This window comes from Streptomyces sp. YGL11-2 (assembly GCF_050054615.1).
Classification (GTDB): Bacteria; Actinomycetota; Actinomycetes; order Streptomycetales; family Streptomycetaceae; genus Streptomyces.
In genome coordinates this window covers 83,941-110,849 of sequence record NZ_JBNHIN010000001.1, presented here as the reverse complement: position 1 = coordinate 110,849, position 26,909 = coordinate 83,941, and the positions used below count along the sequence as shown (strand labels likewise).

The window sequence follows — 26,909 nt, the reverse complement described above, 5'->3', positions numbered from 1 at the left end:
CCCCCCCGGACCCCCGGCCGAAAGGCGAGTGACCCCGCGTCATGCGCGCAGCTCCTTCCCCGTGAGCTCCAGGAAAACGTCCTCAAGAGTGTGCCGTTCGACGGCTATCGAGTCCGGCATCACGCCGTTCTGGGCGCACCAGGAGGTGACGGTGGCCAGGAGTTGCGGGTCGATCCGGCCGTTGACGCGGTAGGTGCCGGCGGCGAGTTCGGTGGCGATGCTGTCGGCGGGCAGGGCCTTGAGGAGCGAGGCGATGTCCAGACCGGGGCGGCCGGTGAAACGGAGGCTGTTCTCGGCGCCGCCCTTGCACAGTTCCTCGGGGCTGCCCTGGGCGATCACCCGCCCGCCGTCGATGATCGCGACGTCGTCGGCGAGCTGCTCGGCCTCGTCCATGAAGTGGGTGGTGAGGACGACGCTGACGCCGTCGGCGCGCAGTTCGCGGACGAGGTCCCAGGTGGCGTGCCGGGCCTGCGGGTCCAGGCCGGCGGTGGGCTCGTCCAGGAAGACCAGTTCGGGGCGGCCGACCACGGCCATCGCCAGCGCGAGGCGCTGCTGCTGGCCGCCGGAGAGCCGCCGGTAGGGGGTGCGGCCGCAACTGCCCAGTCCCAGCCGGTCGATGAGCACGGCCACGTCGAGCGGGTGGGCGTGCAGGGTGGCGGTGTGCCGGAGCATCTCCTCGGCCCGGGCGCCCGCGTAGACGCCGCCGGACTGGAGCATCACGCCGATGCGCGGTCGCAGCGCGGCGGCGTCGGCGACCGGGTCCAGCCCCAGTACGCGGACCCGGCCGGCGTCCGGGCGGCGGTAGCCCTCGCAGGTCTCGACGGTGGTGGTCTTGCCGGCGCCGTTGGGGCCGAGGACGGCGGTCACCGAGTCGCGGGCGACGGTGAGGTGGAGCCCGTCCACGGCGGTCTTGGCCCCGTACCGCTTGACCAGGCCGACGACCTCGACGGCAGGTTCCCGGCCTGGGGGTCCCCCCGCCGAAGGAAGGGGGCGGGTCTGGGGGTCGCCCCCCGGGGAGGTACTGCGCATGGCGGGCAGTCTACGGAGCGGGGCCGGGTGGCCGGGAGGGGGGCTCGGGTTCGGTCCGGGGGCGGGGTCGCTGGAACGGCGGTGCGGGTGGCGGCGGTCTTCGGCCATCGGTGCGGCGTCCGCGCCGTGCCCCGGGGGCGTGCGGCGGGCCGGGGTGACGAGGCCGCGTCGTCGCAGGCCGGACGCGTTTCAGGGTTCCGGGACGGGTGCGGAATTAGGTAACCCTAAGTGATCGAGGCCACCAGTCCGTGATGTGAAACAGGCTTGAATCGCTTTGGCGAATTACGCAACAATGGCGTTGTGAAATACGCGAGTGAGGATCAGGGGAGGCCGGCGGTCCAGCCGACCGCCGACCCGGTTTCCTCCGCGCCCGAGCGGCCCGCGAAGGTCGGGCGCCCCGCCCAGGGCGGCCCCGCCCCGACGCCGCACGACGAGCAGCAGGGCACCCGCAATCGCGTCGCCCGCTCGATCCTCGACCACGGTCCGTCCACCGCGGCCGAGCTGGCCCTCCGCCTGGAGCTGACCCAGGCCGCCGTCCGCCGTCATCTGGACGCGCTGGCCGCGGAGGGCGTCGTCGAGCCCCGCGAGAAGCGGGTCTACGGCACGCGGGGCCGCGGCCGCCCGGCCAAGGCGTTCGCGCTCACCGACTGCGGGCGGGACGCCTTCGACCAGGCGTACGACCAGCTCGCCTCCGACGCGCTGCGCTGGATCGCGCAGAGCGCGGGCGGCGGGGAGAAGGGCGAGGCGGCGGTCGCCGCGTTCGCCCGCGCCCGCCTCGCGGCCCAGGCCGAGGTCTACCGCACGGCCGTCGAGGCCGCCGAGCCGGAGGCTCGTACGGAGGCCCTGGCGAAGGCGTTGACCGCGGACGGGTACGCTGCTACGGCGCGCAGCGCGCCCAATCCCCAGCTCGGTGAGCAGCTCTGCCAGCACCACTGCCCGGTCGCCCATGTCGCCGAGCAGTACCCGCAGCTGTGCGAGGCGGAGACCGAGGTCTTCTCCCGATTGCTCGGGACCCACGTACAGCGACTTGCCACCATCGCCCACGGCGACGGAGTGTGCACGACCTTCGTCCCGAAGGCCGGGGCCGGCAAGGCGACTCACAGCAGCACAGCTCACAGCAGCACCACCAAGACCACCACAGCATCTGCAAGCACGGCCGGGAGGAACCCCGCATGACGCTCCCCACGGAGACTGCTCACCCTGAGCTTGAGGGCCTGGGCAAGTACGAATACGGCTGGGCCGACTCCGACGTAGCCGGCGCCTCGGCGAAGCGCGGTCTCTCCGAGGAGGTCGTCCGCGACATCTCGGGGAAGAAGGACGAGCCGGAGTGGATGCTCAAGCTCCGCCTCAAGGGCCTGAAGCTGTTCGACAAGAAGCCGATGCCGCAGTGGGGCTCCGACCTGTCGGGCATCGACTTCGACAACATCAAGTACTTCGTCCGCTCCACCGAGCAGCAGGCCGCCTCCTGGGAGGAGCTGCCCGAGGACATCAAGAACACCTACGACAAGCTGGGCATCCCCGAGGCGGAGAAGCAGCGCCTGGTCGCCGGTGTCGCCGCGCAGTACGAGTCCGAGGTCGTCTACCACCAGATCCGTGAGGATCTGGAGGCGCAGGGCGTCATCTTCCTGGACACCGACACCGCGCTGAAGGAGCACCCGGAGCTCTTCCAGGAGTACTTCGGCACGGTCATCCCGGTCGGCGACAACAAGTTCGCGTCGCTCAACACCGCGGTGTGGTCCGGCGGCTCGTTCATCTACGTCCCCAAGGGCGTCCACGTGGACATCCCGCTCCAGGCGTACTTCCGCATCAACACCGAGAACATGGGCCAGTTCGAGCGGACGCTGATCATCGTCGACGAGGACGCCTACGTCCACTACGTCGAGGGCTGCACGGCGCCGATCTACAAGTCCGACTCGCTGCACTCCGCGGTCGTCGAGATCATCGTCAAGAAGGGCGGCCGCTGCCGCTACACGACCATCCAGAACTGGTCGAACAACGTCTACAACCTGGTCACCAAGCGCGCCGTCGCCTATGAGGGCGCGACGATGGAGTGGGTCGACGGCAACCTCGGCTCCAAGGTGACCATGAAGTACCCGGCGGTCTACCTCATGGGTGAGCACGCCAAGGGCGAGACGCTGTCCATCGCCTTCGCGGGCGAGGGCCAGCACCAGGACGCCGGCTCCAAGATGGTCCACATGGCGCCGAACACCTCCTCCAACATCGTCTCCAAGTCGGTGGCGCGGGGCGGCGGCCGGACGTCCTACCGCGGTCTGGTCGAGATCGGCGAGGGCGCCGCGGGCTCCAAGTCCAACGTGCTGTGCGACGCGCTGCTGGTGGACACCATCTCCCGCTCGGACACCTACCCCTACGTGGACGTCCGCGAGGACGACGTGTCCATGGGCCACGAGGCGACGGTCTCCAAGGTCAGCGAGGACCAGCTGTTCTACCTGATGGCGCGCGGTCTGAGCGAGCAGGAGGCCATGGCGATGATCGTCCGCGGCTTCGTCGAGCCGATCGCCCGTGAGCTGCCGATGGAGTACGCGCTGGAGCTCAACCGGCTGATCGAGCTGCAGATGGAAGGCGCGGTCGGCTGACGCCGGTCCGCACGCAGCGACTGACTCCCTGAACGCAGAAAGCGAGCGCAACGACAGCCATGGCTGAGGCTCAGAACATCCCGGCGGGTTCCACGACCACCGGCTCCATCGCGGTGGCCGCGGAGTCCACCGTCGCCACCCGGATGAGCGCCCCGCCGTCCTACGACGTGGCGGACTTCCCGGTGCCGCACGGCCGCGAGGAGGAGTGGCGCTTCACGCCGCTCGCGCGGCTGCGCGGTCTGCACGACGGCAGCGCCGAGGCCGGCGGTCCCGACCTGAAGGTCGACATCACCGCGCCCGACGGCGTCACCCACGAGCTGGTCGACCGCACCGACCCGCGGGTCGGCAAGGCCGGCAAGCCCGTGGACCGGGTCGCGGCCCAGGCGTACAGCTCGTTCGAGAAGGCGTCGGTGGTCACGGTCCCCAAGGAGACCGTGCTCACCGAGCCGATCCGGATCACCGTCCACGGCGAGGGCGGCACCGCCTACGGCCACCAGGTCGTCGAGCTGGGCGCGTTCGCCGAGGCGGTCGTGGTCATCGACCACACCGGTGACGCGGTGCTCGCCGCCAACGTCGACTACCTCCTCGGCGACGGCGCCAAGCTGACCGTCGTCTCCGTGCAGGACTGGGACGACACCGCCGTCCACTGCGGCCAGCACAACGCCCTGGTCGGCCGGGACGCCACCTTCAAGTCCGTGGTCGTCACCTTCGGCGGCGACCTGGTCCGCCTCCACCCGCGCATCGACTACGCGGGCCCCGGCGGCGAGGCCGAGCTCTACGGCCTGTACTTCACCGAGCAGGGCCAGCACCAGGAGCACCGCCTCTTCGTCGACCACGACACGCCCAACTGCCGCTCCCACGTGACCTACAAGGGCGCGCTGCAGGGCCAGGACGCGCACGCGGTCTGGATCGGCGACGTCCTCATCCAGGCGGCCGCCACCGGCACGGACACCTACGAGCTCAACCGCAACCTCGTCCTGACCGACGGCGCGCGGGTCGACTCGGTGCCCAACCTGGAGATCGAGACCGGCGAGATCGTCGGCGCCGGCCACGCCTCGGCGACCGGCCGGTTCGACGACGAGCAGCTGTTCTACCTGATGTCCCGCGGTGTCCCGGCCGACGAGGCGCGCCGTCTGGTCGTCCGCGGCTTCTTCGCCGAGCTGGTCCAGCAGATCGGCCTCCCGGACGTCGAGGAGCGCCTGATGAACAAGATCGAAGCCGAGCTGGAAGCGTCCGCGGCATGACGTACGTACGCGCAGCGGCGCTCAGCGAGCTGGAGGAGGACACCCCCAAGAGGGTGGAGATCGACGGTACGCCGATCTCGCTGGTCCGCACCGAGGGCGAGGTGTTCGCGATCAACGACATCTGCTCGCACGCGAACGTCTCCCTGTCGGAGGGCGAGGTCGAGGACTGCTCGATCGAGTGCTGGCTGCACGGCTCCAGTTTCGACCTGCGTACCGGCAAGCCGTCCGGCCTTCCCGCGACGCGCCCCGTCCCCGTATACCCCGTAAAGATCGAAGGGGACGACGTGCTCGTCTCCGTCACCCAGGAGTCCTGAGTTCCCCATGGCAACGCTTGAGATCCACGACCTGCACGTCTCCGTCGACGCCGAGAACGGCCAGCGCGAGATCCTGAAGGGCGTCGACCTGACCGTGAAGCAGGGCGAGACGCACGCCATCATGGGCCCCAACGGCTCCGGCAAGTCGACCCTCGCCTACTCCCTTGCGGGTCACCCCAAGTACACGATCACCGGCGGCACCGTCACCCTCGACGGCGAGGACGTCCTGGAGATGTCCGTCGACGAGCGCGCCCGGGCCGGCGTCTTCCTCGCCATGCAGTACCCGGTCGAGGTGCCCGGCGTCTCGGTCTCCAACTTCCTGCGCACCTCCGCCACCGCGATCCGCGGCGAGGCCCCCAAGCTGCGGCTGTGGGTCAAGGAGGTCAAGGAGGCCATGGAGCGCCTTCACATGGACCCCTCGTTCGCCGAGCGCAACGTCAACGAGGGCTTCTCCGGCGGTGAGAAGAAGCGCCACGAGATCCTCCAGCTGGAGCTGCTGAAGCCGGCCATCGCGATCCTCGACGAGACCGACTCCGGCCTCGACGTCGACGCGCTGCGGATCGTCTCCGAGGGCGTCAACCGCGTCCGCGAGACCGGCCAGGTGGGCACCCTGCTCATCACCCACTACACCCGGATTCTCCGCTACATCAAGCCCGACCACGTCCACGTCTTCGCCAACGGGCGGATCGCCGAGTCCGGCGGCCCCGAGCTGGCGGACAAGCTGGAGGCCGAGGGCTACGAGGCATACGTGAAGGGTGGTACGACCGCGTGACACAGCTGCCGGGCCTCCTCGACACAGAGGCGATCCGCAAGGACTTCCCCCTTCTGGACCGTCAGGTCCACGACGGGAAGAAGATCGTGTACCTGGACAACGCGGCGACGTCGCAGAAGCCGCGCCAGGTCCTCGACGCCCTGAGCGCCTACTACGAACGCCACAACGCCAACGTCCACCGCGGCGTGCATGTGCTCGCCGAGGAGGCCACGGCGCTGTACGAAGGCGCCCGCGACAAGGTCGCCGCCTTCATCAACGCGCCCAGCCGGGACGAGGTGATCTTCACCAAGAACGCCTCGGAGTCGCTCAACCTCGTCGCGAACATGCTGGGTTGGGCCGATGAGCCCTACCGCGTGGACCGCGAGACCGAGATAGTCATCACGGAGATGGAGCACCACTCCAACATCGTCCCGTGGCAGCTGCTCGCGCAGCGCACCGGCGCGAAGCTGAAGTGGTTCGGCATCACCGACGACGGCCGCCTCGACCTGTCCAACATCGACGAGGTCATCACGGAGCAGACGAAGATCGTCTCCTTCACGCTGGTCTCCAACATCATGGGCACCGTCAACCCGGTCGAGACGATCGTCCGGCGGGCCCAGGAGGTCGGTGCGCTGGTGTGCATCGACGCCTCGCAGGCCGCGCCGCACATGGTCCTGGACGTCCAGGCGCTGCAGGCCGACTTCGTGGCCTTCACCGGCCACAAGATGTGTGGCCCGACCGGTATCGGTGTGCTGTGGGGCCGCCAGGAGCTGCTGGAGGACCTGCCTCCGTTCCTCGGCGGCGGCGAGATGATCGAGACGGTGTCCATGCACTCCTCGACCTACGCTCCCGCGCCGCACAAGTTCGAGGCCGGCACGCCCCCGATCGCGCAGGCCGTCGGCCTCGGCGCGGCCGTGGACTACCTCACCGCGATCGGCATGGACAAGATCGCCGCGCATGAGCACGCGATCACCGAGTACGCCGTCAAGCGGCTGCTGGAGGTCCCCGACCTGCGCATCATCGGCCCGAGCACGGCCGAGGACCGCGGGGCGACGATCTCCTTCACGCTCGGCGACATCCACCCGCACGACGTGGGCCAGGTGCTGGACGAGCAGGGCATCGCGGTCCGGGTGGGGCACCACTGCGCGCGTCCGGTCTGCCTGCGGTACGGAATTCCTGCGACCACGCGGGCGTCGTTCTATCTGTACTCCACCCCGGCCGAGGTCGACGCCCTGGTCGAGGGCCTGGAGCACGTCCGCAACTTCTTCGGATGAGGACAGGACTGACTGAGTCGTGAAGCTGGATTCCATGTACCAGGACGTCATCCTGGACCACTACAAGCACCCCCATGGGCGCGGTCTCCGGGACGGCGACGCCGAGGTGCACCACGTCAACCCCACGTGCGGTGACGAGATCACGCTGCGTGTGCGGCTGGAGGGCACGACCATCGAGGACGTGTCCTACGAGGGCCAGGGCTGCTCCATCAGCCAGGCCAGCGCGTCGGTGCTCAACGACCTCCTGGTCGGCAAGCAGCTCGGCGAGGCGCAGCGGATCCAGGAGACGTTCCTGGAGCTGATGCAGTCCAAGGGCCAGGTCGAGCCCGACGACGCGATGGAGGAGGTGCTGGAGGACGCGGTCGCGTTCGCCGGCGTCTCGAAGTACCCGGCGCGCGTGAAGTGCGCACTGCTGAGCTGGATGGCCTGGAAGGACGCCACGGCCAAGGCCCTCTCCCAGGAGGCGAAGACCGCATGACCGACACCCCTGCCACCACCACCAAGCCGGCCTCCGAGGAGGAGGTCCGCGAGGCGCTCTACGACGTCGTCGACCCCGAGCTGGGCATCGACGTCGTCAATCTCGGCCTGATCTACGGCATCCACATCGACGACGCCAACATCGCCACCATCGACATGACGCTGACCTCCGCGGCCTGCCCGCTGACCGACGTCATCGAGGACCAGGCGAAGTCCGCCACGGACGGCATCGTCAGTGAGCTGAAGATCAACTGGGTCTGGATGCCCCCGTGGGGCCCGGACAAGATCACTGACGACGGCCGTGAGCAGCTGCGCGCGCTGGGGTTCAACGTCTGACCGATCCGCCACCGCGATACGGCCGTGCCCGCCAGTCACCCCTGGCGGGCACGGCCGTTCCGCATTCCCGGGCTTCCCGGTGCGCGGTTGTGTACGCCCGTACGCATCGCTGTGTACGCTCGTACGCATGGTCTATCTGACGCTGGCCGGGGCGATCCTCTCCGAGATCCTGGCGACCACGGCGATGAAGTACAGCCACGGGTTCACCAGGCTGTGGCCGTCGGTGGGCACCACGCTGGGGTATCTGGTGGCCTTCGCGCTGCTGGCGCGGACGCTGAAGTCGATGAGCGTGGGGACGACCTATGCGATCTGGTCCGGGGCGGGCACGGCGGTCATCGCGGCGATCGGGATGGTGTTCCTGGGGGAGAGCACCAGTTGGCTGAAGATCCTCGGGGTGCTGCTGGTCATCGCCGGGGTCGTCGTGCTGAACCTGGACGGTGCGCACTGATGGCGCGGCGCTACGACCCGGACCGGCGGCAGCGGATCATCGACGCGGCGATCGCGGTGGTCGGCGAGCGGGGTATCGCCGGGCTCAGCCATCGCACGGTGGCGGCCGCGGCGGACGTGCCGCTGGGCTCGACGACGTATCACTTCGCGACGCTGGACGAGCTGCTGGTCGCCGCGCTGCGGCAGGCCAACGGCTGGTGGCTGGCGGACTTCGCGCGCTGGGTGGCGGGGATCGATCCGGCGGTGCCGCTGGCCGACGAGGTGGCGCGGCTGGTCGGGGAGACGCTGGCCGGCGACCGGTCGCGGGTGGAGCTGGAGTACGAGCTGTATCTGGCGGCGCTGCGGCACGAGGCGGTGCGGCCGATTGCGGCGGAGTGCCTGGACGAGATGGTCGCGCTTCTCGGACGGCGGATCGGGGACCCGGCCACCGCGCGGGCCGTGGTGGCGTTCGCCGACGGGCTGCTCCTCCAGCATCTGCTGACCGGCCGGCCCTTCGAACGGGCCCTGGTCCGGGACGGGTTGGCCGGCGTGCTCGGCTGAGGCCGGGGCCGCGGCGGGTAACGGCGGCGGGGGCGGCCGACTCGTGCGAGCGCACGAGGGCGGTTGTGCGACCCTACGGGCGCGGACCGATCGCTGAGACCGGTTCGCCTCGGCGGGCGACCTCCGGTTAGGTTTCCGGCATGACCGATGCTGCTGTTTCCCCTGGTTCTCCCCGTACGACCGGCGCCGTCGCCGCCGGGCTCGCCACCGTCACCTCCGACGGCACTGTTCTCGACACCTGGTTCCCCAAGCCCGAGCTGGTCTCCGCGACCGCCGAGGGCCTCGGCCCGGCCGGCACCGAGCGGCTGTCGGACGACCGCGCCGCCGAGCTGCTGGGCGGCGCCGTCCGCAAGGCGATCGGTCCCGACCCGGTCCGCGAGGTGGAGGTCGTGGCCGTCCGCACGGTCATCACCTCGCTCGACGACAAGCCGCTGGACGCGCACGACGCCTACCTGCGCCTGCACCTGCTGAGCCACCGGCTGGTCAAGCCGCACGGCCAGAACCTGGAGGGCGTCTTCGGGCTGCTGACCAACGTCGCCTGGACCTCGCTGGGCCCGGTGGCCGTCGACCGGCTGGAGACGGTGCGGCTGAACGCCCGCGCCGAGGGCCTGCACCTCCAGGTCACCAGCGTCGACAAGTTCCCGCGGATGACCGACTACGTGGCGCCCTCCGGCGTGCGGATCGCGGACGCCGACCGGGTGCGGCTGGGCGCCCACCTCGCGGCCGGCACCACCGTCATGCACGAGGGCTTCGTGAACTTCAACGCCGGCACGCTGGGCACCTCCATGATCGAGGGCCGGATCAGCGCGGGCGTGGTGATCGGCGACGGCAGCGACATCGGCGGCGGCGCCTCCACGATGGGCACCCTGTCCGGCGGCGGCAAGCAGATCATCTCGATCGGCGAGCGCTGCCTGCTGGGCGCGGAGTCCGGTATCGGTATCGCGCTGGGCGACGAGTGCGTCGTCGAGGCCGGTCTGTACATCACCGCCGGCACCCGGGTCACCATGCCCGACGGCCAGATCGTCAAGGCGCTGGAGCTGTCCGGCGGCGACAACATCCTCTTCCGCCGCAACTCCACCACGGGCGCCGTCGAGGCCCGCCCGAACAAGGCGGTCTGGGGCGGTCTGAACGAGATCCTGCACAGCCACAACTGAGCACTCGCCACGGCAGGTCCGCGGCCCGGTGGGACTCCCGCCGGGCCGCGCGCCGTTCGCCGACAGGGGTGCGGCCATGCGTGATCCTGCGGCGGGGATGCGGTATCTGGGCCGGGGGCGGCGCCGGGTCGCCGGCCACGGCCGGTGGTGGGGCTTCGGGCTGCTGCCCGCGCTGGTGCTGTACGCCGCGGCGCTCACCGCGCTCGCCCTCTGGTCCGGCGATCTCGCCGGCCGGGCCACGCCGTTCGCCGACGGCTGGGTCGCCCCCTGGCAGGGGCTGCCGCGCGGGCTGTTCGTGGCGCTGCTGCCCGCCGGCGGGCGGACGCTGTCGGTGCCGAGGTTCACCGCCGTCACGCTGATGAGCGGCGACCCCTTCTACGAGTCCCTGTCGGAGCAGGTCGAGGAGAGCGAGGGACACCGCCCGCCCGGCCCCGGCCGGCCGCAGCTGCCGCCGCAGCGCCGTCCGGGGCGGTCCGGAGCCCGTCCGCGGACCGGTTGGTGAGGGTTGCGGCGGTGCGCCCGGGAACGGCGAACGGCCGCCGCACCGGAGTGCGACGGCCGCTCGGCCTCACTTGCCCATCACGGGTCAGTCAGCCTTGCGCGCCCGCGGCTTCAGGTCCTGGGTCCGCTCGGCTGCGGACTCCTCCGACCGGGGACGGTGCTGGTCGGAACGCCGTTCCGCGGCGCGGTCCTTGTTGCCCGACTTACGGTTCTGCGACTTCGGCATCATGACTCCTTCTGTCTCGCCGAAACAGTGCTTACGAGCCCAGTACGCCACCCCGGGGCGCAGTTGGCGTCCGGACGTGGGCCAGGGGAGTGACAGGCGGTCACACAGGGTGGTCGGGGCCCGGTCCGCGGCGCCCGAGGGTCGCGGGGCGTGGTCGCCGGTCGGGTCCGCGTACGCGGTGCCGCCGTGCGCGCTGCCGTGGCCGGTCCGCGTCGGCGCCTTGCCGGAGCGTACGGCGGGACGGCGTGCATGCCTGCGCGGAAAAGGGGGGAGGAAGGCGTGGCGGAGCCGGGCCGGCGCGCGCTACGCGCGTCAATTCCTGGTGTGCGCAAGGGAGTTGTCAAGGTTCTCCCGGCGGATGGGGGCGTACCGGGGAGGGAACCGCCCGAGATGGGGAGAATTCCGTCTACGCTTGGGCGGCGCACGAGCCGTAGTCCGTTCGAGGAGCTGAGCCAGATGTCCGCAGACCGCCCGACCATGCCGCCGGTGCGGCTGCACTCCGAAGCGGAGCTGGCCCGTGACGCGCTGAGCGCTCCGCTGATGGCGCGGGCCGCCAAGCTGGCCCGCTGGGCCGAGGGCGGCGTCCCGGTCGGGGTGGGCGGCGAGATCCTCCACGAGTCGCTGGCCGCCGCCACCGAGCACCTGGGACTGGCCGGGGACGAGGACGGGCTCGCGTACACCGCCGAGGCGTGGCAACTGGCGGTGGACACCGGGCTCGTGGAGATCGCGGAAGAGGAGGAGGCCGAAGACGGCGCGGACGGCGCGGAGCTGCCGGACGACGCGGCCGTCGGCACCGCCACCCCGGGCGACGAACTCGCGCTGCTGACCTCCGGCAGCCCGCAGGACATCCTGGACATCTGGCTTGGCGGCATGGAGACCGTGCTCGCCGACGCGGTCGCCCCCGACCTCTCCGACATCGCCGACCAGCTCGCCGAGGGCGGCGACCTGGACCTCGACGCGATCGACTGGAACCCGGAGGAGGAGGCCGAGCTGCTGGACGGCATCCTCGGCAACCTCTACCTGCTCAGCGCCCTCAACGAGTCCCCCGACCAGGACGTCCCGCTGCCCGCGCTGGCCGCTTCCATGATCGTCCCGGACGACATGGACGAGCCCACGGACGACATCCTCGAAGAGGTCTCCGAGGCGATGCTGCGGCTGGACGACCAGTTCCGGGTGCTGGAGCCGATCGGGCTGGTCGCCTACCGGCCGGTCGACGAAGCGCTCATCGAGGAGCTGGACGAGGACGGCGAGACGGTCTCCGCCGCCCAGCCGCTGGACGACGAGGACGTCTCCCGCTACGGAATGGTCCGGCTCACCCCGCTCGGCGTCTGGGCGGTCCGCGCCCGGATGCTGGACGCCGGGGTGCACGCCCCGGCCGTCGGCGACCTCACCGACAAGGGCGCCGACGTCCTCCTGGAGGCGCTGCCCGAGTACCCCGAGGCGCTCGCCCAGGCCGAGTCCGAGCAGTGGCTCGCCGCCCGTACGCCCCTGGACGCCGCCCGGGACCTGCTCGCCGCCGCCCGCGGCGACGACGAGCGGGCCCCGCTGCGCCGGCTCGCCGCCCAGCAGACCCTCTCGCTGGTCGCCCCGGACGCCGAGCCCGCGCTGCGCGAGGTGCTCGACGACCGGCAGCTGGGAGGGCTGGCCCGGGTCTGGCTCGCCGAGCGCGGTCTGCCCGGCATCCCCGAGCCGTCCCAGGACATGATCTTCTGGCTGACGGTGGACACCATCGCGGCGCAGCTGGACAGCGTGGACGAGGAGGCGGCGGCCGAGCTGCGGGACCTCGTCCAGGGCCTGACCGAGCAGCACAGCGGGTTCTTCGACGCGGCCTGGCGGGTGGACCACCCGGCCACCGCCGACGTCCTGGAGGCCATGGGCCGGCTGCACCCGGACAAGAAGGCCGCCAAGGAGGCGCGCAAGGCGGCATTCAAGGCGCGGTCGCGGCGCTCGGGCTGAGTCCGCCCGGCAGTACGCGCGGTCTAGGGCGGCCGGGGAGCAGGGCAACCGCTCCCCGGCCGCTTCCCGTAGGCCGTGCCGCGTTCAACCGGTGTTCGGGGGCGCGGGCAGGGTGTGCGGCGCAGGTGCAGGGCCACCGGCCGGGCGACCGGGAGATGACCATGCCGGTGACCCGACGTGACGCCGCGGGCCACTGTGCCGCCCGCGTTCTCCGGGCGCCGGACCCGGGGGGCGACGGCATGGCGGAACCGGGCCGCGACGGCACGTCGGACCCGGGCGGCGCGTGTGCGGCGGACGTGGTGCCGGACGCGGTCGGCCACGGTCCGCTGTTGCCGGACCCGGAGGGCGTCCTCGCGCTGCCCGCCGGGTTCTCGTACCGGGTCGTGACCCGGGCCGGTGCCACCCGGCTCGACAGCGGTGAGCCCGCCCCGTCCCGCCCCGCCGGTACCGGCGCCTTCGCGGGCCGCCGCGGCGGCACCCTGCTCGTGACCGACCACGCGCTCGAAGGGCCGCGCGGCGACCGGCCGCACCCGGTGCCGCGCGCCGGCGCACCGGTCTACGACCCGGCGGCGGCCGGCGGCTGCACCGTCGTCGAGGTCGCCGCGGACGGCACACCGACCGGCGTCCGGGTCGCCCTCGCCGGTACGTCCGCCAACTGCACTGGCGGCACGACTCCTTGGGGCACCTGGCTGACCTGCGAGCGGACCGAGGACCGGGCGGGCCGCAACGGCATGACCCGGGACCACGGCCATGTCTTCGAGGTCGATCCGGCCGTGCGTTCCCCCCTGCGCACGGGCGGCGGAAGCCCGGGCGACGGGGTGAGCGGCGGCCACCGCCCCCTCACCGCGCTGGGCCGGTTCGCCCACGGCGCCTTCCTCGTCGTGACGCACGCCCGCGAGGGGAGCCCGGTGCGGCGGGGCGGGCGGATCTGGTTCTACGACCCGCGGCGGCGGACCCTGACGCTGCGGGGGCTGCTGGACGCCGGCGGCCCAAACCCGGCACCGCACGCCGTCGCCGCCTCGCCCCACGGGGGGCTGATCGCCGCCGGGGACGGTGCGGGCCTGCCGCACCTCGCCGGGGTGGCCGAGGACGGCCGGACGTCTCCGCTCGCCCGCGACGACCTCGCCACCGGGACCGGGGACGCACCGGAGCCCGGCCGGTTCACCGGGCTGGTCTTCTCGCCGGACGGGCGGACGCCGTTCGTCCACCTCCAAGAGCCGGGGATCACGGTGGCCGTCACGGGTCCGTGGCGGCGGGGGCCGCACCGGCGGGCGCCGCGGCGGTGATGAGGTAGTAGTCGAGCAGACCGGTCTGATACGCCGCCAGGTAGTGCCGCGGCCACTTGTCGCGCAGCTCCGGCCGCTCGGCCATGTAGCGGTCGTAGCACTCCCAGACCCCCTCGCCGACCGGCGTCACCTCGACACTGCGCAGCCCGGCCGCGGAGAGCGTCGCGGCCACGTCGTCGACCAGGTGCGGGACGTCCAGGCCGTCGGCGTACGAGGGCAGCAGCTCCGGCAGCACCGGGACGGCCTCCTTGATGCGGGCGAAGAAGGTGGCCAGCGCGAACTGGCCGTCCGGGCGCAGCACCCGCGCCGCCTCCTGCGCGAACCGGTCCAGGTCGCGGAAGTGCTGGGCGGCCTCGACGGAGTACACGAAGTCGACCGAGCCGTCCGGCAGCGGCATCTGCTGGGCCGGGCCGAGGACGAAGTCGAGCCGGCCGGCAGTGGTGCCCGAGGGCCCGGTGTGCAGCAGCTCGGCGTTGGCCTCCCGGGCGCGGGCGATCTGGTCGGGATGGGCGTCCAGGCCGATCACCGACCCCAGGCCGAACTCCTTCAGCGCCAGCGCGCAGCCCAGTCCGCGCCCGCACCCGACCTCCAGGGCGGTGCGGCCCCGCGGGCGGTCGAAGGTGTCCAGCACCAGGCGGTAGAGGTCCTGCTCGCTGCGGATCCGGTCGTCCTCGGTCAGCGGGCGGTCCGCGACCTCGGGCAGCCAGGCCCAGTAGCCGAAGTTGATGAAGCCGCCGGCGAAGGCCGGAACGGTGCTGAGGTCGTGATCGCCGTAGATCTCGGAGACCCGGTCGGGGATGTCCGGACGCGCTGCGCCGTCCGGGTGGTCCGGGCGCGCGGGGTGACCGGGTTCGCCGGCCGGGGGCGGCTGCTGGGTCATCGGACGCTCCTGGTCTGTGCCGTGGGGGGAAAGCGCCGAGGGGGCGTGTGGGGCGGAATCTTGGGCGCGTGCGGACGTTGAAGGGGAGGTGAGCTCGACGACAGGGACGACACAATTTTCGATCCTCGACCGCTCCCGCACCAGGGCTGGTCACCCGCCCGCGGAGGCGCTGCGGGACACGGTGGACCTGGCGCGGTATGCCGAGCGGCTGGGCTACCACCGCTTCTGGGTCTCCGAGCACCACGGCGTCCCCGGGGTCGCCGGCTCCGCGCCCACGGTCCTGGCCGCCGCGGTGGCCTCGGCGACCTCCGCCATCCGGGTCGGTACGGGCGGGGTGATGCTGCCCAACCACCGGCCGCTGGTCGTCGCGGAGCAGTTCGGGGTGCTGGAGTCGCTCTTCCCCGGGCGGATCGACATGGGGCTGGGGCGGTCGGTCGGCTTCACCGGCGGGATCCGCCGGGCACTGGGCGCGGAGAAGGACGCCGCGGAGGACTTCGGGGACCGGCTGGCCGAGCTGACGGGCTACTTCACCGGCACCCAGACCGCCCATCCGCAGGTCCACGCCCGGCCCGCCGAGGGGCTGGCGGTGCCGGTGTTCGTGCTGGCGACCGGCGCGGGCGCGGGCATCGCGGCCCGGTCCGGGCTCGCCCTGGTCATCGGCGACATCCGGGGCCGGCAGGCGATGCTGGACGCGATCGACGGCTACCGCGACGCGTTTCGCCCCTCGGCGTTCTGGGAGCGGCCGTATGTGGTGGTCTCCGGGACGGTGGCGGTGGCCGCTACGGAGGCGGCGGCTCGGCAGCTGCTGGTACCGGAGGCGCGGGCGCTGGCGTACTCCCGTACGCACGGGGTGTTCCCGCCGCTGCGGCCCCCGGAGGAGGACGGCGGGGAGCCGATGTCCGCGCGGGAGCGGGAGTTCTACGACTCCGCGCTGCGTGGACACGTGCACGGCACGGAGGAGCAGGTCGCCGACGCCCTCGGCACGCTGATCGAGCGCAGCGGGGCGGACGAGGTACTGGTCACCACCAGCTCCTACGACCGCCCGGCGCTGCTGGAGTCCTTCGAGCGGCTGGCTCGGGTGGCGGGACTGGCGGGCCGGGACCGCCCCGGCGCGGGGCGTCCCTGACGGGTCCGCGTCCCTGACGGGTCCGCGTCCCTGACGGGTCCGCGGCCCTGCCGGGCGGTCCGCGCCGGGCTACAGCGCCGCGGCGGCGGGCTTGACCATCCCGCGGACCGTACGGGCGTCGACGAACTCGCCCAGCGCGGTCATCTCCCACTCGCCGGAATGCCGGCGGACCAGCTTCGCCATCAGCACGCCGGTCCGCTGCTCCGCTCCGGTCAGGTCGAAGCGGACCAGTTCCTCGCCGGTCTGTGCGTCCGTCAACCGGCAGTAGGCGCTGGCGACTTCGGAGAACTTCTGGCCGGAGAAGGAGTTGACCGTGAAGACCAGGCCGGTGACCTCCGGGGGCACCCCGCCGAGATGGACGGTGATGGCCTCGTCGTCGCCGGCGCCGTCCCCGGTGAGGTTGTCGCCGGAGTGCTGGATCGCGCCGTCGAGGATCGTCAGCTTGCCGAAGTAGCAGTTGTCGACCTTGCCGCGGTCCGGGCCGTACGCGATGACGGAGGCGTCCAGGTCGATGCTCCGGCCGCGGCGCGCGGGCTCCCAGCCGAGGCCCATCCGGACGGAGCCGAGCACCGGGCGGCCGGACTTGACCAGCGAGACGGTCTGGTTCTTCCGAAGGCTGACCCGGCCCTTGTCGAGGTTGATCTGGCCGGCGGCGGGCGGCTGCGCGGCGGGGGCGCCGTGTGGCGGCGGGGCGAGGGGGACCGGGGTGCCGGTGGGCGGTCCCCACGGGGTGGCGGGCGCCGGGGGCGCAACGGGGGCCGGAGGCGCGGGAGGTGCCGGGGGTGCCGCGGCCCGCGCGGGCTCGGGGGCGGCCGGCGGGGCGGCCGGTTCCTCGATGCGCACGCCGAAGTCGGTGGCGATCCCGGCGAGCCCGTTCGCGTAGCCCTGGCCGACCGCGCGGACCTTCCAGCCGCCGCCCCGCCGGTAGATCTCCATGACCACCAGCGCCGTCTCCGTGCCGAGCCGCGGCGGGGTGAACGTCGCGAGGACGGCGCCGCTGTCCGCGTCGCGGACCGTGCCGGTCGGCTCGGTGCCCGCGAAGGTCGCGCCGGGCGCGTCCAGGCTCGCGGTGACCACGACCTTCTCGACGCCCGCGGGCACCGCGGCGGTGTCCACCGTGATGGTGTCGCCGGCACCGCCGGCCGCCGCGGTGTGGGTCACGCCCGGTCCCGCGGGCTGGTTGTAGAAGACGAAGTCGTCGTCGGAGCGCACCGTGCCGTCGGCGCCGAGCAGCAGGCCCGACACGTCCAGCCGCACCGGGGCGGTGACGGCCACCGCCACCCGCGTGGAGCCGAGCGGAAGGTTCGCGCCAGGAGTCATAGCGGTCATGACAGCCCTAACGGTTGGCGATCAGCCGCGGTTCCGTCGCCGCGGCCCGGACGGTCCGGGCCGGGCCCGGACCGGTGGGTCAGCGCCGGCTGCGGGAGTTGCCGAAGAGCAGCCGGTAGGCGATCAGCAGGACCAGGGCGCCGGCGACGGCGGCGATCCACATCGACGGGTCGTAGAAGTTCTTCGGTATCGGACGGTGCAGGAAGCGGGTGGAGAGCCAGCCGCCGATGAAGGAGCCGGCGATGCCGATGAGGGTCGTGCCGACGATCCCGCCCGGGTCCCGCCCCGGCAGCAGGACCTTGGCGATGATGCCCGCGATCAGGCCCAGTACGAGCCAGCTGACGATGCCCATGATGCGTTTCCTCGTTCCTGCGTGGTGTGCTGCCGCGGTGTTCCGTGGCGTTGTGCTGCGGCGTTGTGCTGCGGCGTTCGCAGGCAAGGACGCGAGGGGGCGGCGGCGAGGTTCCGTGCGGTGGCGGAATGTCCTTGAAGCCGGAGATGTCGTGGACGCGAAGGGCGCCGTCAGTGCGGCCAGATGGGCGGGTTCGTACAGAAGGCTCCGCCGAGGTGGGCGTGGTTGGGGTCGTCCGGGTCGAGTTCCCCCTGGGCGGCGATCAGTTCGGCGGCGTACGGCTCCGAGTCGTCCCGGGGCTCGTAGCCGAGCGCGCGGGCGGTGGTCAGGTCCCACCACAGGCGGGTGTTGGCCGAGGAGGCGTAGGCGACCGTGTGGCCGACGTGCTCGGCGGTCAGCGCGGCGTGCAGCAGCCGGGCGCAGTCCGCCGGGCTCAGCCAGATGGACAGCATCCGCACGCTGGTCGGCGCGGGGAAGCAGGAGCCGATGCGCAGCGAGACGGTCTCGATGCCGTAGCGGTCCCAGTAGAGGGCGGCGAGGTCTTCGCCGAAGCCCTTGGAGAGCCCGTAGAAGGTGTCGGGGCGGCGCGCGGTGCCGACCGGGATGGCGCCGGAGCCGTCCGGCGGGCGGGGGGTGAAGCCGACGGCGTGGTTGGAGGAGGCGAAGACCACGCGCCGGACGCCGGCCTCGCGCGCCGCCTCGTACAGCCGGTACGTCCCCTCGATGTTGGCCCGCAGGATCTTCTCGAACGTCGACTCCAGGGAGATGCCCGCGAGATGGATGACCGCGTCGACCCCGCGGACCGCCGCGCGCAGCGCCTCGGTGTCGGCCAACTCCGCGGTGATGGCGTCCGGTTCGTCCTCGATGGGCCGCTGGTCGAAGAGCCGCAGCCGGTAGCCGTAGGGCGGCAGCAGCTCCCGCATCAGGGTGCCGACTCCGCCGGCGGCGCCGGTGAGCAGAACGGTCCGGGGCCGGGAGGGCGGGGGAGAGGGGGAGGACTCGGAAGACGGGGCGGAAGGGGGCGGCGTCATGGGCGGCTACTCCTCCGGCTGAGCTGCAGGGCCGTGTGCGCGGACGGGATTCAGATGCGTGGACACGGTAGGGAGCCGGATCATGGCCGGTCAAGGCGCTTGACGCACCGTTCAAATCCGCTTGCGCGGCGCGGGTTTGGGGCCCTTGACCCGCTCGGGACGGCTGCAATACCGTAACGATGTTCAGGGATATGGACGTCGATCATAGACGTATACGAGAACTCGCGTACGTATGCCAGGGAGAGCCCGTGACCGCACCCCCTCCCCCAGCTGCCGCCGGGCGGCGCCCCCAGCTCGCCGACCGCCTCGACGGACTGCTGTTCTTCCCCGTGACCGCCTACGCCCCCGACGGCGCCCTGGCCCTGGACGCCTTCCGCGCCCATGTGCGCGGCGGCATCGAGGCCGGCGCGGGCGCCGTCTTCGCCTGCTGCGGCACCGGCGAGTTCCATGCGCTCACCCCCGAGGAGTACGCCGAGTGCGTCGCCGCCGCCGTCGCGGAGGCCGCGGGCCGCGTCCCGGTCGTCGCCGGCACCGGCTACGGCACCGCGCTCGCCGCCCGGTTCGCGCACCTCGCGCACACCGCCGGCGCCGACGGACTGCTCGCCATGCCCCCGTACCTCGTCGCCGCCGACCAGCCCGGACTGCTGCGCCACTACACCGAACTCGCCGCCGCCACCCCGCTGCCGGTCATCGTCTACCAGCGCGGCAACGCCGTCTTCGAGCCCGCCACCGTCGCCGCCCTGGCCCGCACCCCGGGCGTCATCGGCTTCAAGGACGGCCTGGGCGACCTCGATCTGCTCCAGCGCATCATCAGCGCGGTCCGCACCGACGCCGCCGGCCGGCCCTTCGTCTACTTCAACGGCCTGCCCACCGCCGAACTCACCGGCCTCGCCTACCGGGGACTGGGCGTCCGCCTGTACTCCTCCGCCGTGTTCGCCTTCGCCCCCGAGATCGCGCTGGCCTTCCACCGGGCGCTGGCGGCCGGCGACCACGGCACCGTCACCCGGCTGCTGGACGGCTTCTACCGGCCGCTGGTGGAACTGCGCAACGTGCGCCCCGGATACGCCGTTTCGCTGGTCAAGGCGGGCGTACGGCTGCGCGGCGGACCGGCCGTCGGCGGGGTGCGGCCACCGCTCAGCGACCCCGCCCCAGCGCACGTCGAACAGCTCGCCCGGCTCGTCGACCACGGCCTGGCCCTCGCCTCGGCCGCGCCCGGGGCCGGTGCCTGATGCGGGCCGGAGCCTTCCTCTACCCCTGGGACGTCATCGGCGACCCGGACGCCCCCGCCCGCCTCGCCGCACTCGGCGTCCGGCAGGTCACGCTGGCCGCCGCCTACCACTCCACCCGCGCGCTGACCCCGCGCCACCCCCGCCACCGCGTCGTCACCGCCCGGCATGCCGCCGTCCTCTACCCGCCGGACCCGGCCCGCTGGTCCGGCCGCGCGCTGCGCCCGTACCCGCAGGACTGGGTGCCGGGCCCGGACCCCTTCGGCGAGGCCGCCGGGATGCTGGCCCGCGCCGGCCTGGAGGTGCACTCCTGGGTCGTGCTCGCCCACAACTCCCGTCTGGGCGCCGACCATCCGTCGATCGCGGTCCGCAACGCCTACGGCGACGCCTATCCGTGGGCGCCGTGCATCGCCCGGCCCGAGGTCCGCGACCATCTCGTCACCCTGGCCGCCGAGGCGGCCGTACGGCCCGGTGCCCGGGGCACGGAGCTGGAGTCCTGCGGCTGGTACGGGTTCGCGCATCTGCATGGGCACGACAAGACCGCCGGGGTCGGGCTGGACGGTGCCGCGGAGTATCTGATGTCGCTGTGCTTCTGCCCGGTGTGCGTCCGGGGTTACGCCGAACTGGGCATGGCGGGGCGGGAGTTGCAGGGCGTCGTGCGCCGGGCGCTGGAGCCGGTGTGGGCCGGGCGGGCTGCCGTGGACGGCGGCGGCCGGGCGGCGGAGTGGTCCGCGATCGAGGCGCTGCTCGGCGACGGGCCGGCGGGCGTGGTGCGGAGCTGGCGGGCGCGGGCGGCGGACGCCCTCCAGCGGGCGGCGGTGCGCGCCGTACGGGAGGCCGCGGCGGAGGCGGGAGCGGACTTCCGGGTGCTGCTGCACGCGGACGGGGCCGCGCACCGCTGCGGGGCGAACGCCGGGGTGGACCCGGCGGCGGTGCTGGCGCACGCCGACGGGGTGGTGGTGCCGTGCACGGGGGGCGAGGCGGCGCGGGCGGACGCCCTGGGGCCGTTCGCGGCGCGTCCGCGGACCGCGTGCGTGGCCGCCAACCTCACCGTGGTCGCCGGGATGGGCGGCAGCCCCGGCACCCTGGCCGCCGACGCCGCGCACGCCGCGTCCCTGGGGGCGACCGAACTGCGGCTCTACCACGCGGGGTTGGCCGGCGACGCCGATCTGGCGGCCGTACGGGGGGCGTTGCGCGCGCTGAACCGGTCCGGCCGGGGCTTGGCCCACGGCGGTGGCGCGGCATCCTGACTGCCGGTCAGGTGCCCGAAGACCACCACGTTGCCGAGGTACTCCTGCCGGGCCCGGCTGAAGCCGCCGCCGCAGGTGATCAGCCGGATCTCGGGGCGGGCGGCCTCGCCGTAGACCTTCTCGTCGGGGAAGTGCCGTCCGTCGTAGACCGCGACCGCGTCGACGGTGAAGACCGCCGTGCGGCCGTCCTTGCGCAGGATCTGGACGGTGCCGCCCTTCGCGAGGGAGCCGAGGCGGTAGAAGACGGCGGGGCCGTCGCGGGTGTCGACATGGCCGGCGACCAGGGCGGTTCCGATGGCGCCCGGCGGGGTGCCGTCCCCGTACCAGCCGGCCAGGTTGCGGTTGCCGGCGGGCGGCGGGGCGAGGCTGCCGTCCGCGGCCAGGCCCAGCCGCACCAGCGGCGCGTCGATGTGCAGCGACGGCACCCTGACGCGGACCGGCTGCGAGGCGGGGAGCGGTGGGGCGGCCGGCGGTCGGGCGCCCGGCGGCCGGGCGGGGAACCCCTGGGCGGCGGACGGCTGGGGCGGGGGCGTGGTGTCCTCGCTGCCGTTGGCGACGAGCCAGCCGCCGGCTATGAGCGCGGCGGCGGTGAGGCCGGCTATGAGGGCGCCGGCCCGGCGCGACCGCCGGGCGCGCGGGATCCTGGGCGGGCCCGGCCCGCTCCCTCCACCCCTTCCGGAGGGCGGCGGAGGAGCGGGCCGGGCACGCCGTACGGGGCCGTCGGACGGCACGGGCCGACCCGGCGGCTGATCAGTACCGGCCACCACCCATGCGGCGGCGCCGGACGACCCAGATGCCACCGGCGGCAGCGGCCAGCAGCACGCCCGCGCCGGCCGCGATCTCGGTGGTGTTGCCGGATTCCTCGCTGGTGGAGCCCTCACCGGTCTTCATCTTGCCCTTGGGCGGCATGGTGGAGCCGGGCTTGGCCGACATCGAGGGGGAGGGCATCTCCTTGGCCGGCATCGAGGGCCCGGCCTTCTCCTTGGCCGGCATGGACGGCGAGGCGCTGTGGCCCGTACCGCCCTGGCTGCTCGGGCTGCTGCTCGCGCCGCCCTGCATCCCGACATGGACCGTGCCGGTGATCTCCTTGCCGTTGCCGCACTTGCCGCCGACGCCGTAATTGCCCTCCTTGACACCGGACTTGATCTTCATCTGGCCCGTCAGGGTGCCCTTGTTCGCACCCGGGGCGAGCTTGACCGAGCCGGCACCCAGGGTGCCGGCATCGACGTTCGCCGATTGGCTGCTCCCGCAGTCCTTGGTGGAGAGGGAGACCGTGGAACCGGCCTTGGCCGTGCCCGGCGAGACCTCGATCGCGCCGAAGTCGCCGGCGTACGCGGCGGCGGTGGACAGGCCGAGCGCGGCAGCGGACAGCGCGGCACCGGTGAGCAGTCGCGTGGAACGCATGGGAAGAACCTCCGCGAAGCGCGGATGTGACACACTTCCGTGCCACGGGGAAGTCGTTGGAGTTCCGCGCCTCCACCATCGAGATAAGCCCTCGCACGGCGAAACGGCCTGCTGACCTACGGTGAACGGGTGAGCGACGGTGCGACCGGGGCGGTCGGGTGCGCCGTACGGGTGACCGGGGGCCGCGTCACCCCGGCCGGACGAAGCCGCACTCGTACGCGGCGATCACGGCCTGGGTGCGGTCCCGTACTCCGAGCTTGGCCAGCACCCCGGCGACATGCGTCTTGACCGTGGCCGGGCCGACGCCCAGCCGGTCCGCGATCTCGGCGTTGGTCAGCCCGGCCGCCATCAGCCGCAGCACCGCGCCCTCCCGCCCGGAGAGCCGGTCCCGCAGCGCTCGCGCCGCATCAGGGGGCGCGGCACCGGAGGTCCGCTCCCCGGCGTGCCCGGCGGCGAGTGCGCGGACCGCCGCCGGGAACAGCAGTGAGTCGCTGCGCGCCACCAGCCGTACGGCCTGCACCAGTTCGTCCGCCCGGGCGCGCTTGAGCAGGAACCCGCTGGCCCCGGCCCGCAGCGCGTCATAGACGTAGGAGTCGTTCTCGAAGGTGGTGACGACGATGACGCGGGGCGGTTCCGCCATCCCGGAGAGCACCCGCTCGGTCGCCCGGATCCCGTCGGTGTCGGGCATCCGGACGTCCATCAGCACGACGTCCGGGCGCAGTTCGCGGATCAGCGACACCGCCTCGGCGCCGTTCGCGGCCTCACCGACGACCTCCATGTCGGCTTCGGCGCCGAGGATGGCGCGGAGCGCCGTACGCACCATCCGCTCGTCGTCGGCGAGCACGACACGGATCACGGCGAGCCCGTCCCGGTGCCGGCCGCCGCCAGCGGCAGCCGGGCGGTGAGCCGCCATACGCCGTGTTCGGCGGCGGCCGAGGCGTGGCCGCCCAGCAGCCGGGCCCGTTCGGCGATGCCGCGCAGGCCGCGCCCGCCGCCCGGCCGGGCCGGCAAGCCGGGCGCCTCGCCTGCCGCGGCCATCGGATTCTCCACCGTCAACGCCAACTCCCCCTCGTTCACGCGGATGTGGACGCGCACCGGAACCGCTCCGGCGTGCCGCAGTGCGTTGCTCAGCCCCTCCTGGACGATCCGGTAAGCCTCCCGGGAGACCACCGGCGGCAGCCCCGCGCGGTGGCCCACGGTTTCCAGCGTGACGGGGACTCCCGCCGCGCGGGTCCGGTCGACCAGGGCGCCGAGGCCGTCCAGGGTGGGCGCGGGCGCGTCCGGCGCGCCGTCCGCGCCGTCCCGCTCCTCGCGCAACAGGCCCAGTACGGTGTCCAGTTCGGCGACCGCCGCGCGGGTGGTGTCCTCGATGGCGGCCAGCGCCTGGCGGGCGAACTCCGGGTCCGCGTCCAGGACCCGGCGGGCCGCGCCCGCCTGGAGGGTGACCGCGCTCAGCGCGTGGCCCACCGCGTCGTGCAACTCGCGGGCGAGCCGGTTGCGGGCGGCGAGTTCGCCCGCGCGGCGTTCCGCGGCGGCCAGCCGGTCGGCCGGGGAGGGACCCAGCAGCGCCGGTGCCCAACGGGCCAGGAGCCTGCCGGCTCCCCAGGCGGTGCCGAGCACCAGCGCGAGCAGCGCCAGCCCGGTGAGCGGCGCCGCCGCGCCCTGGACGGCCCGCGGCCACCCCAGGGACAGCCCCAGCGGGTCGGCGGTGAGCGGCGTCAGCAGGAGCAGTACGGCGGCCGGCGGCGCGGCCAGCGTCATCCCGCTGACGATCCCGCCGGTCAGCAGATGCGCCACGAACCACAGCGCGGTACGCCGCCGGGCGTCCCGCGAGGTGGCCGGACCTTCGGCCAGCAGCTCCGCGGGCACCCCGCACAGCGACCGCACGGCGGCCACCTCCAGGGGCCGCAGCAGCGGGAAGGCCAGCGCCGCCAGGGCGGCGAGCGGCAGCGCGCAGCCGAACGCGGCCAGCTGCCAGAGGGGACGGCGCAGCGGGTCGGCGCCGTCCACGAGGAGCGGCAGCGCCGCCGACGCCAGCAGGAAGAACGGCATCGACAGCGCGCCGCCCAGGACGAGATGGATCCAGCGCCGGACCAGGGTGCCCGCGGTCAGTCGCACCGTACGGCTCCGGGGCGGATCCCGGCGGGCCCACCGGCGGCGCCGTCCGCCGGGTGCTCCGGCCCGCCGTCCGAACGGCGCTGCGCGCCGCGCTCCGCGAAGAAGTGGGCCCCGGCGACGGCGACCAGCATCCCGACGATCATCTGCACAGCGTAGGTGAGGCTCATCAGCGGGTCGGGCAGCTTCGGGTCACCCGCCGGGACGGGCAGTGCGGTCAGCGTCATCCAGCCGCCCCAGCAGGCCAGCGCCCCCGAGCCGATCCAGGCGGCGACGAGCGGTACGAGCAGCGGAACCCGCCCGCCGCGGCCGTACGCGAGCATCAGCACACCCGTGGCCGTCAGCACGGCGAACAGCACATACCCCGCGTCGTTCAGCCGCGCGTCCAGATCCTGGGCCGCCACCCGCGCCGGGCTGAGACCGGCCGTGCCGCCCGCCGCCCACAGCAGGTGCATCCCGGCGGGCAGCAGGGTCAGTACCGCCGCCGCCCCCGCGCTCAGCCGGCGCGCGGACCGGGTGGGACTCTCCGGGAGCGCCCCCAGCGGACCGCGCCACAGGTGCCCCCAGCGCTCCCGGGCGTAGGGCGCGAAGAGCGCGACCAGCGCCAGTGCCTGCACGATGAAGCCGGTGTAGACGACGGTCCACACCCAGGGCGCGAGCCACGCGCCGGGGCCGCCGCCGCGTGCCGCGGGCCGGCTGTGCAGCATCCCGGCCAGCACCTGCGCGGGGAAGACCGCGACGATCGGCGCGAGCAGCCCGGTCGCACACCACGTGGGCAGGGCGAGCAGCCAGGCCGGCACCCGCCGCCCCCAGGGCCGGGTCAGCAGCAACGCCAGCACGATCACCGCGGCGTCCATCAGGACGGTGAGCGCGTTGAACGCCATCAGGGAGCCGCCGTCCCGGCCTAGCGGACTGCTCCCGGGGATGCCGAGGTGGCTGCCGGCGAGCCAGGCGATCTTGAGCGAGAGGTAGGGGACGCAGGCGGCGACGGCCGTCGCCCGCAGAACGGCGCGGACGGTGCCGGGAGTTGGTGCGAAGGCTGGTGCGGTGCGGTTCGTCATGCCGTCCAGGCTTCCGGGAGCCCGCGCGCACCGCGTCGTCCCCGCCGGCGATCCGCCTCCGCCGCACGGGGGAGGCGGGGGTGGCGGCCGGGATGACGCCGCGCCCGTCGCCCCGTCGCTCCGTCAACCCCGAGCCCGCCCGGGGTGGTTCACAGTCGCCGGGTGGCCAGGGCGAGCCGGTCCCGGGCGTCGAAGAGGGCGTCCTTGATCGTCTGCTCGTGGGCGGGGGTCAGCCGGGCCACCGGCACCGAGCAGCTGATCGCGTCCCGGGCCGGGGTGCGGTACGGGATCGCCACACCGAAGCAGCGCAGGCCGAGGGTGTTCTCCTCGCGGTCGACCGCGAAGCCCGCCTCGCGTACCGCGTGCAGCTCCTCGATCAGCCGCTCGCGGTCGGTGATGGTGTGCTCGGTCAGCGCGGCCAGGCTGGGCGGCAGCATCGTCCGCACCTGGTCGTCGGTGTACGTGGCGAGCAGCGCCTTGCCCAGGGACGTGGAGTGCGCGGGCAGTCGGCGGCCGACGCGGGTGAACGGGCGCAGATAGTGCTGGGACTGGCGGGTGGCCAGATAGACGACGTTGACGCCGTCCAGCCGGGCGAGGTGAATGGTCTCGGTGGTGTCGTCGGAGAGCCGGTCCAGGGTGGGCCGGGCGGCGGCCACCACCTCGTCGCCGTCGATGTAGGAGGTGCCGACGAGGAGGGCGCGGACGCCGATGCCGTAACGGGTGCCGGTGGCGTCGGTCTCCACCCAGCCGAGGTCGACCAGGGTGCGCAGCAGCATGTAGAGGCTGGACTTGGGGTATCCGACGGCTTCCTGGACGGAGGCGAGGCTGTGCATACCGGGGCGGCCCGCGAAGTATTCGAGCAACTCCACCGTCCGCACCGCGGACTTGACCTGTGCTCCACCGGGCTCGGCAGCTGACATCGCCCTTGACCCCTTTGTTCGGACAGCCATAGAGTCCCAGGGGTTCACGATCTGGGACAGTGTTCAGCATATCGAACGCCGTCCGG

29 protein-coding genes are annotated in these 26,909 nt (G+C 73.3%); 17 read left to right on the top strand and 12 right to left on the bottom strand.

Annotated features, from left to right (window positions below; genetic code table 11):
- Positions 1-39: 39 nt before the first annotated feature.
- Positions 40-1,029 (bottom strand): ABC transporter ATP-binding protein, encoded by a 990-nt coding sequence (locus ACO1BR_RS00565; RefSeq protein WP_426793018.1) that lies wholly within the window; start codon positions 1,027-1,029, stop codon positions 40-42.
- Positions 1,030-1,329: 300 nt separating this feature from the next.
- Between ACO1BR_RS00565 and ACO1BR_RS00560 the strand changes: the two genes are divergently transcribed.
- From ACO1BR_RS00560 to ACO1BR_RS00505, 12 genes are all read left to right on the top strand, one after another.
- Entirely contained in the window at positions 1,330-2,205 is an 876-nt protein-coding gene (locus ACO1BR_RS00560; protein WP_426793017.1) for a helix-turn-helix transcriptional regulator, read from the top strand.
- Positions 2,202-3,623 carry a Fe-S cluster assembly protein SufB gene (gene sufB, locus ACO1BR_RS00555; protein ID WP_159504448.1) on the top strand — a complete coding sequence of 474 codons (1,422 nt, stop codon included), beginning with the start codon at positions 2,202-2,204 and terminating at the stop codon, positions 3,621-3,623. The genes ACO1BR_RS00560 and sufB overlap by 4 nt, the downstream gene beginning before the upstream one ends.
- 59 nt (positions 3,624-3,682) lie before the next feature.
- On the top strand, positions 3,683-4,867 hold the full coding sequence (gene sufD / locus ACO1BR_RS00550) for a Fe-S cluster assembly protein SufD (RefSeq protein WP_426793016.1): 1,185 nt from the start codon (positions 3,683-3,685) through the stop codon (positions 4,865-4,867).
- Positions 4,864-5,181, top strand: a complete 318-nt coding sequence (locus tag ACO1BR_RS00545) for a non-heme iron oxygenase ferredoxin subunit (protein WP_016578643.1) — start codon at positions 4,864-4,866, stop codon at positions 5,179-5,181. Before sufD ends, ACO1BR_RS00545 begins: the two co-directional genes overlap by 4 nt.
- A gap of 7 nt (positions 5,182-5,188) precedes the next feature.
- Positions 5,189-5,953: a Fe-S cluster assembly ATPase SufC gene (gene sufC, locus ACO1BR_RS00540; RefSeq protein ID WP_426793015.1), complete on the top strand. Its 765-nt coding sequence runs from the start codon at positions 5,189-5,191 to the stop codon at positions 5,951-5,953.
- Positions 5,950-7,206 (top strand): cysteine desulfurase, encoded by a 1,257-nt coding sequence (locus ACO1BR_RS00535; RefSeq protein WP_426793014.1) that lies wholly within the window; start codon positions 5,950-5,952, stop codon positions 7,204-7,206. Before sufC ends, ACO1BR_RS00535 begins: the two co-directional genes overlap by 4 nt.
- A 19-nt stretch (positions 7,207-7,225) precedes the next feature.
- Positions 7,226-7,684 carry a Fe-S cluster assembly sulfur transfer protein SufU gene (gene sufU, locus ACO1BR_RS00530; protein ID WP_159504452.1) on the top strand — a complete coding sequence of 153 codons (459 nt, stop codon included), beginning with the start codon at positions 7,226-7,228 and terminating at the stop codon, positions 7,682-7,684.
- Positions 7,681-8,019 (top strand): metal-sulfur cluster assembly factor, encoded by a 339-nt coding sequence (locus ACO1BR_RS00525; protein ID WP_426793013.1) that lies wholly within the window; start codon positions 7,681-7,683, stop codon positions 8,017-8,019. The genes sufU and ACO1BR_RS00525 overlap by 4 nt, the downstream gene beginning before the upstream one ends.
- A gap of 127 nt (positions 8,020-8,146) precedes the next feature.
- Complete coding sequence (locus ACO1BR_RS00520) at positions 8,147-8,467, top strand: DMT family transporter (protein WP_426793012.1); 321 nt, start codon at positions 8,147-8,149, stop codon at positions 8,465-8,467.
- Entirely contained in the window at positions 8,467-9,006 is a 540-nt protein-coding gene (locus ACO1BR_RS00515) for a TetR/AcrR family transcriptional regulator (protein ID WP_426793011.1), read from the top strand. The genes ACO1BR_RS00520 and ACO1BR_RS00515 overlap by 1 nt, the downstream gene beginning before the upstream one ends.
- 140 nt (positions 9,007-9,146) lie before the next feature.
- Positions 9,147-10,160, top strand: coding sequence for a 2,3,4,5-tetrahydropyridine-2,6-dicarboxylate N-succinyltransferase (gene dapD, locus ACO1BR_RS00510; RefSeq protein WP_426793010.1), 1,014 nt, complete (start codon positions 9,147-9,149; stop codon positions 10,158-10,160).
- Between the two features lie 76 nt (positions 10,161-10,236).
- Complete coding sequence (locus tag ACO1BR_RS00505; RefSeq protein WP_426793009.1) at positions 10,237-10,662, top strand: EI24 domain-containing protein; 426 nt, start codon at positions 10,237-10,239, stop codon at positions 10,660-10,662.
- 84 nt (positions 10,663-10,746) lie between these two features.
- On the opposite strand, the gene ACO1BR_RS00500 is transcribed toward ACO1BR_RS00505, so the two are convergent.
- On the bottom strand, positions 10,747-10,887 hold the full coding sequence (locus ACO1BR_RS00500) for a hypothetical protein (RefSeq protein WP_198539956.1): 141 nt from the start codon (positions 10,885-10,887) through the stop codon (positions 10,747-10,749).
- Positions 10,888-11,343: 456 nt separating this feature from the next.
- Between ACO1BR_RS00500 and ACO1BR_RS00495 the strand changes: the two genes are divergently transcribed.
- Positions 11,344-12,843: a hypothetical protein gene (locus tag ACO1BR_RS00495; RefSeq protein WP_426793008.1), complete on the top strand. Its 1,500-nt coding sequence runs from the start codon at positions 11,344-11,346 to the stop codon at positions 12,841-12,843.
- A 161-nt stretch (positions 12,844-13,004) separates the two neighbouring features.
- Positions 13,005-14,129, top strand: coding sequence for an alkaline phosphatase PhoX (locus tag ACO1BR_RS00490; protein ID WP_426793007.1), 1,125 nt, complete (start codon positions 13,005-13,007; stop codon positions 14,127-14,129).
- On the opposite strand, the gene ACO1BR_RS00485 is transcribed toward ACO1BR_RS00490, so the two are convergent.
- Positions 14,080-15,009 carry a class I SAM-dependent methyltransferase gene (locus tag ACO1BR_RS00485; protein WP_426793006.1) on the bottom strand — a complete coding sequence of 310 codons (930 nt, stop codon included), beginning with the start codon at positions 15,007-15,009 and terminating at the stop codon, positions 14,080-14,082. The two genes, ACO1BR_RS00490 and ACO1BR_RS00485, sit on opposite strands and share 50 nt — an antisense overlap.
- 88 nt (positions 15,010-15,097) lie before the next feature.
- On the opposite strand from ACO1BR_RS00485, the gene ACO1BR_RS00480 reads away from it, so the two are divergent.
- On the top strand, positions 15,098-16,135 hold the full coding sequence (locus tag ACO1BR_RS00480) for an MsnO8 family LLM class oxidoreductase (protein WP_426793005.1): 1,038 nt from the start codon (positions 15,098-15,100) through the stop codon (positions 16,133-16,135).
- A gap of 69 nt (positions 16,136-16,204) precedes the next feature.
- Here the strand turns inward: ACO1BR_RS00480 and ACO1BR_RS00475 are convergent, their stop codons facing one another.
- The 3 genes from ACO1BR_RS00475 to ACO1BR_RS00465 form a co-directional block, all read right to left on the bottom strand.
- Complete coding sequence (locus ACO1BR_RS00475) at positions 16,205-17,455, bottom strand: TerD family protein (RefSeq protein WP_426793004.1); 1,251 nt, start codon at positions 17,453-17,455, stop codon at positions 16,205-16,207.
- 88 nt (positions 17,456-17,543) lie between these two features.
- Complete coding sequence (locus ACO1BR_RS00470) at positions 17,544-17,816, bottom strand: GlsB/YeaQ/YmgE family stress response membrane protein (protein ID WP_189306449.1); 273 nt, start codon at positions 17,814-17,816, stop codon at positions 17,544-17,546.
- 170 nt (positions 17,817-17,986) lie between these two features.
- The gene (locus tag ACO1BR_RS00465) at positions 17,987-18,847 is read right to left on the bottom strand and encodes an NAD-dependent epimerase/dehydratase family protein (protein WP_426793003.1); all 861 of its coding nucleotides are present in this window, start codon (positions 18,845-18,847) and stop codon (positions 17,987-17,989) included.
- A 248-nt stretch (positions 18,848-19,095) separates the two neighbouring features.
- Between ACO1BR_RS00465 and ACO1BR_RS00460 the strand changes: the two genes are divergently transcribed.
- Both ACO1BR_RS00460 and ACO1BR_RS00455 read left to right on the top strand, forming a co-directional pair.
- Complete coding sequence (locus ACO1BR_RS00460) at positions 19,096-20,076, top strand: 5-dehydro-4-deoxyglucarate dehydratase (protein ID WP_426793002.1); 981 nt, start codon at positions 19,096-19,098, stop codon at positions 20,074-20,076.
- Positions 20,076-21,323, top strand: coding sequence for a hypothetical protein (locus ACO1BR_RS00455; protein ID WP_426793001.1), 1,248 nt, complete (start codon positions 20,076-20,078; stop codon positions 21,321-21,323). Before ACO1BR_RS00460 ends, ACO1BR_RS00455 begins: the two co-directional genes overlap by 1 nt.
- Here the strand turns inward: ACO1BR_RS00455 and ACO1BR_RS00450 are convergent.
- From ACO1BR_RS00450 to ACO1BR_RS00425, 6 genes are all read right to left on the bottom strand, one after another.
- The gene (locus ACO1BR_RS00450) at positions 21,212-21,964 is read right to left on the bottom strand and encodes a class F sortase (RefSeq protein WP_426793317.1); all 753 of its coding nucleotides are present in this window, start codon (positions 21,962-21,964) and stop codon (positions 21,212-21,214) included. The two genes, ACO1BR_RS00455 and ACO1BR_RS00450, sit on opposite strands and share 112 nt — an antisense overlap.
- Before the next feature lie 109 nt (positions 21,965-22,073).
- Positions 22,074-22,727 (bottom strand): hypothetical protein, encoded by a 654-nt coding sequence (locus ACO1BR_RS00445; RefSeq protein ID WP_426793000.1) that lies wholly within the window; start codon positions 22,725-22,727, stop codon positions 22,074-22,076.
- 187 nt (positions 22,728-22,914) lie between these two features.
- A complete protein-coding gene (locus tag ACO1BR_RS00440; RefSeq protein WP_426793316.1) occupies positions 22,915-23,550 on the bottom strand; it encodes a response regulator transcription factor in 636 nt (211 codons plus the stop codon).
- A 29-nt stretch (positions 23,551-23,579) separates the two neighbouring features.
- Complete coding sequence (locus ACO1BR_RS00435) at positions 23,580-24,839, bottom strand: sensor histidine kinase (RefSeq protein WP_426793315.1); 1,260 nt, start codon at positions 24,837-24,839, stop codon at positions 23,580-23,582.
- Positions 24,836-25,903: a hypothetical protein gene (locus ACO1BR_RS00430; protein WP_426792999.1), complete on the bottom strand. Its 1,068-nt coding sequence runs from the start codon at positions 25,901-25,903 to the stop codon at positions 24,836-24,838. The genes ACO1BR_RS00435 and ACO1BR_RS00430 overlap by 4 nt, the downstream gene beginning before the upstream one ends.
- A gap of 149 nt (positions 25,904-26,052) precedes the next feature.
- On the bottom strand, positions 26,053-26,823 hold the full coding sequence (locus tag ACO1BR_RS00425) for an IclR family transcriptional regulator (protein ID WP_426792998.1): 771 nt from the start codon (positions 26,821-26,823) through the stop codon (positions 26,053-26,055).
- Between the last annotated feature and the right edge of the window lie 86 nt (positions 26,824-26,909).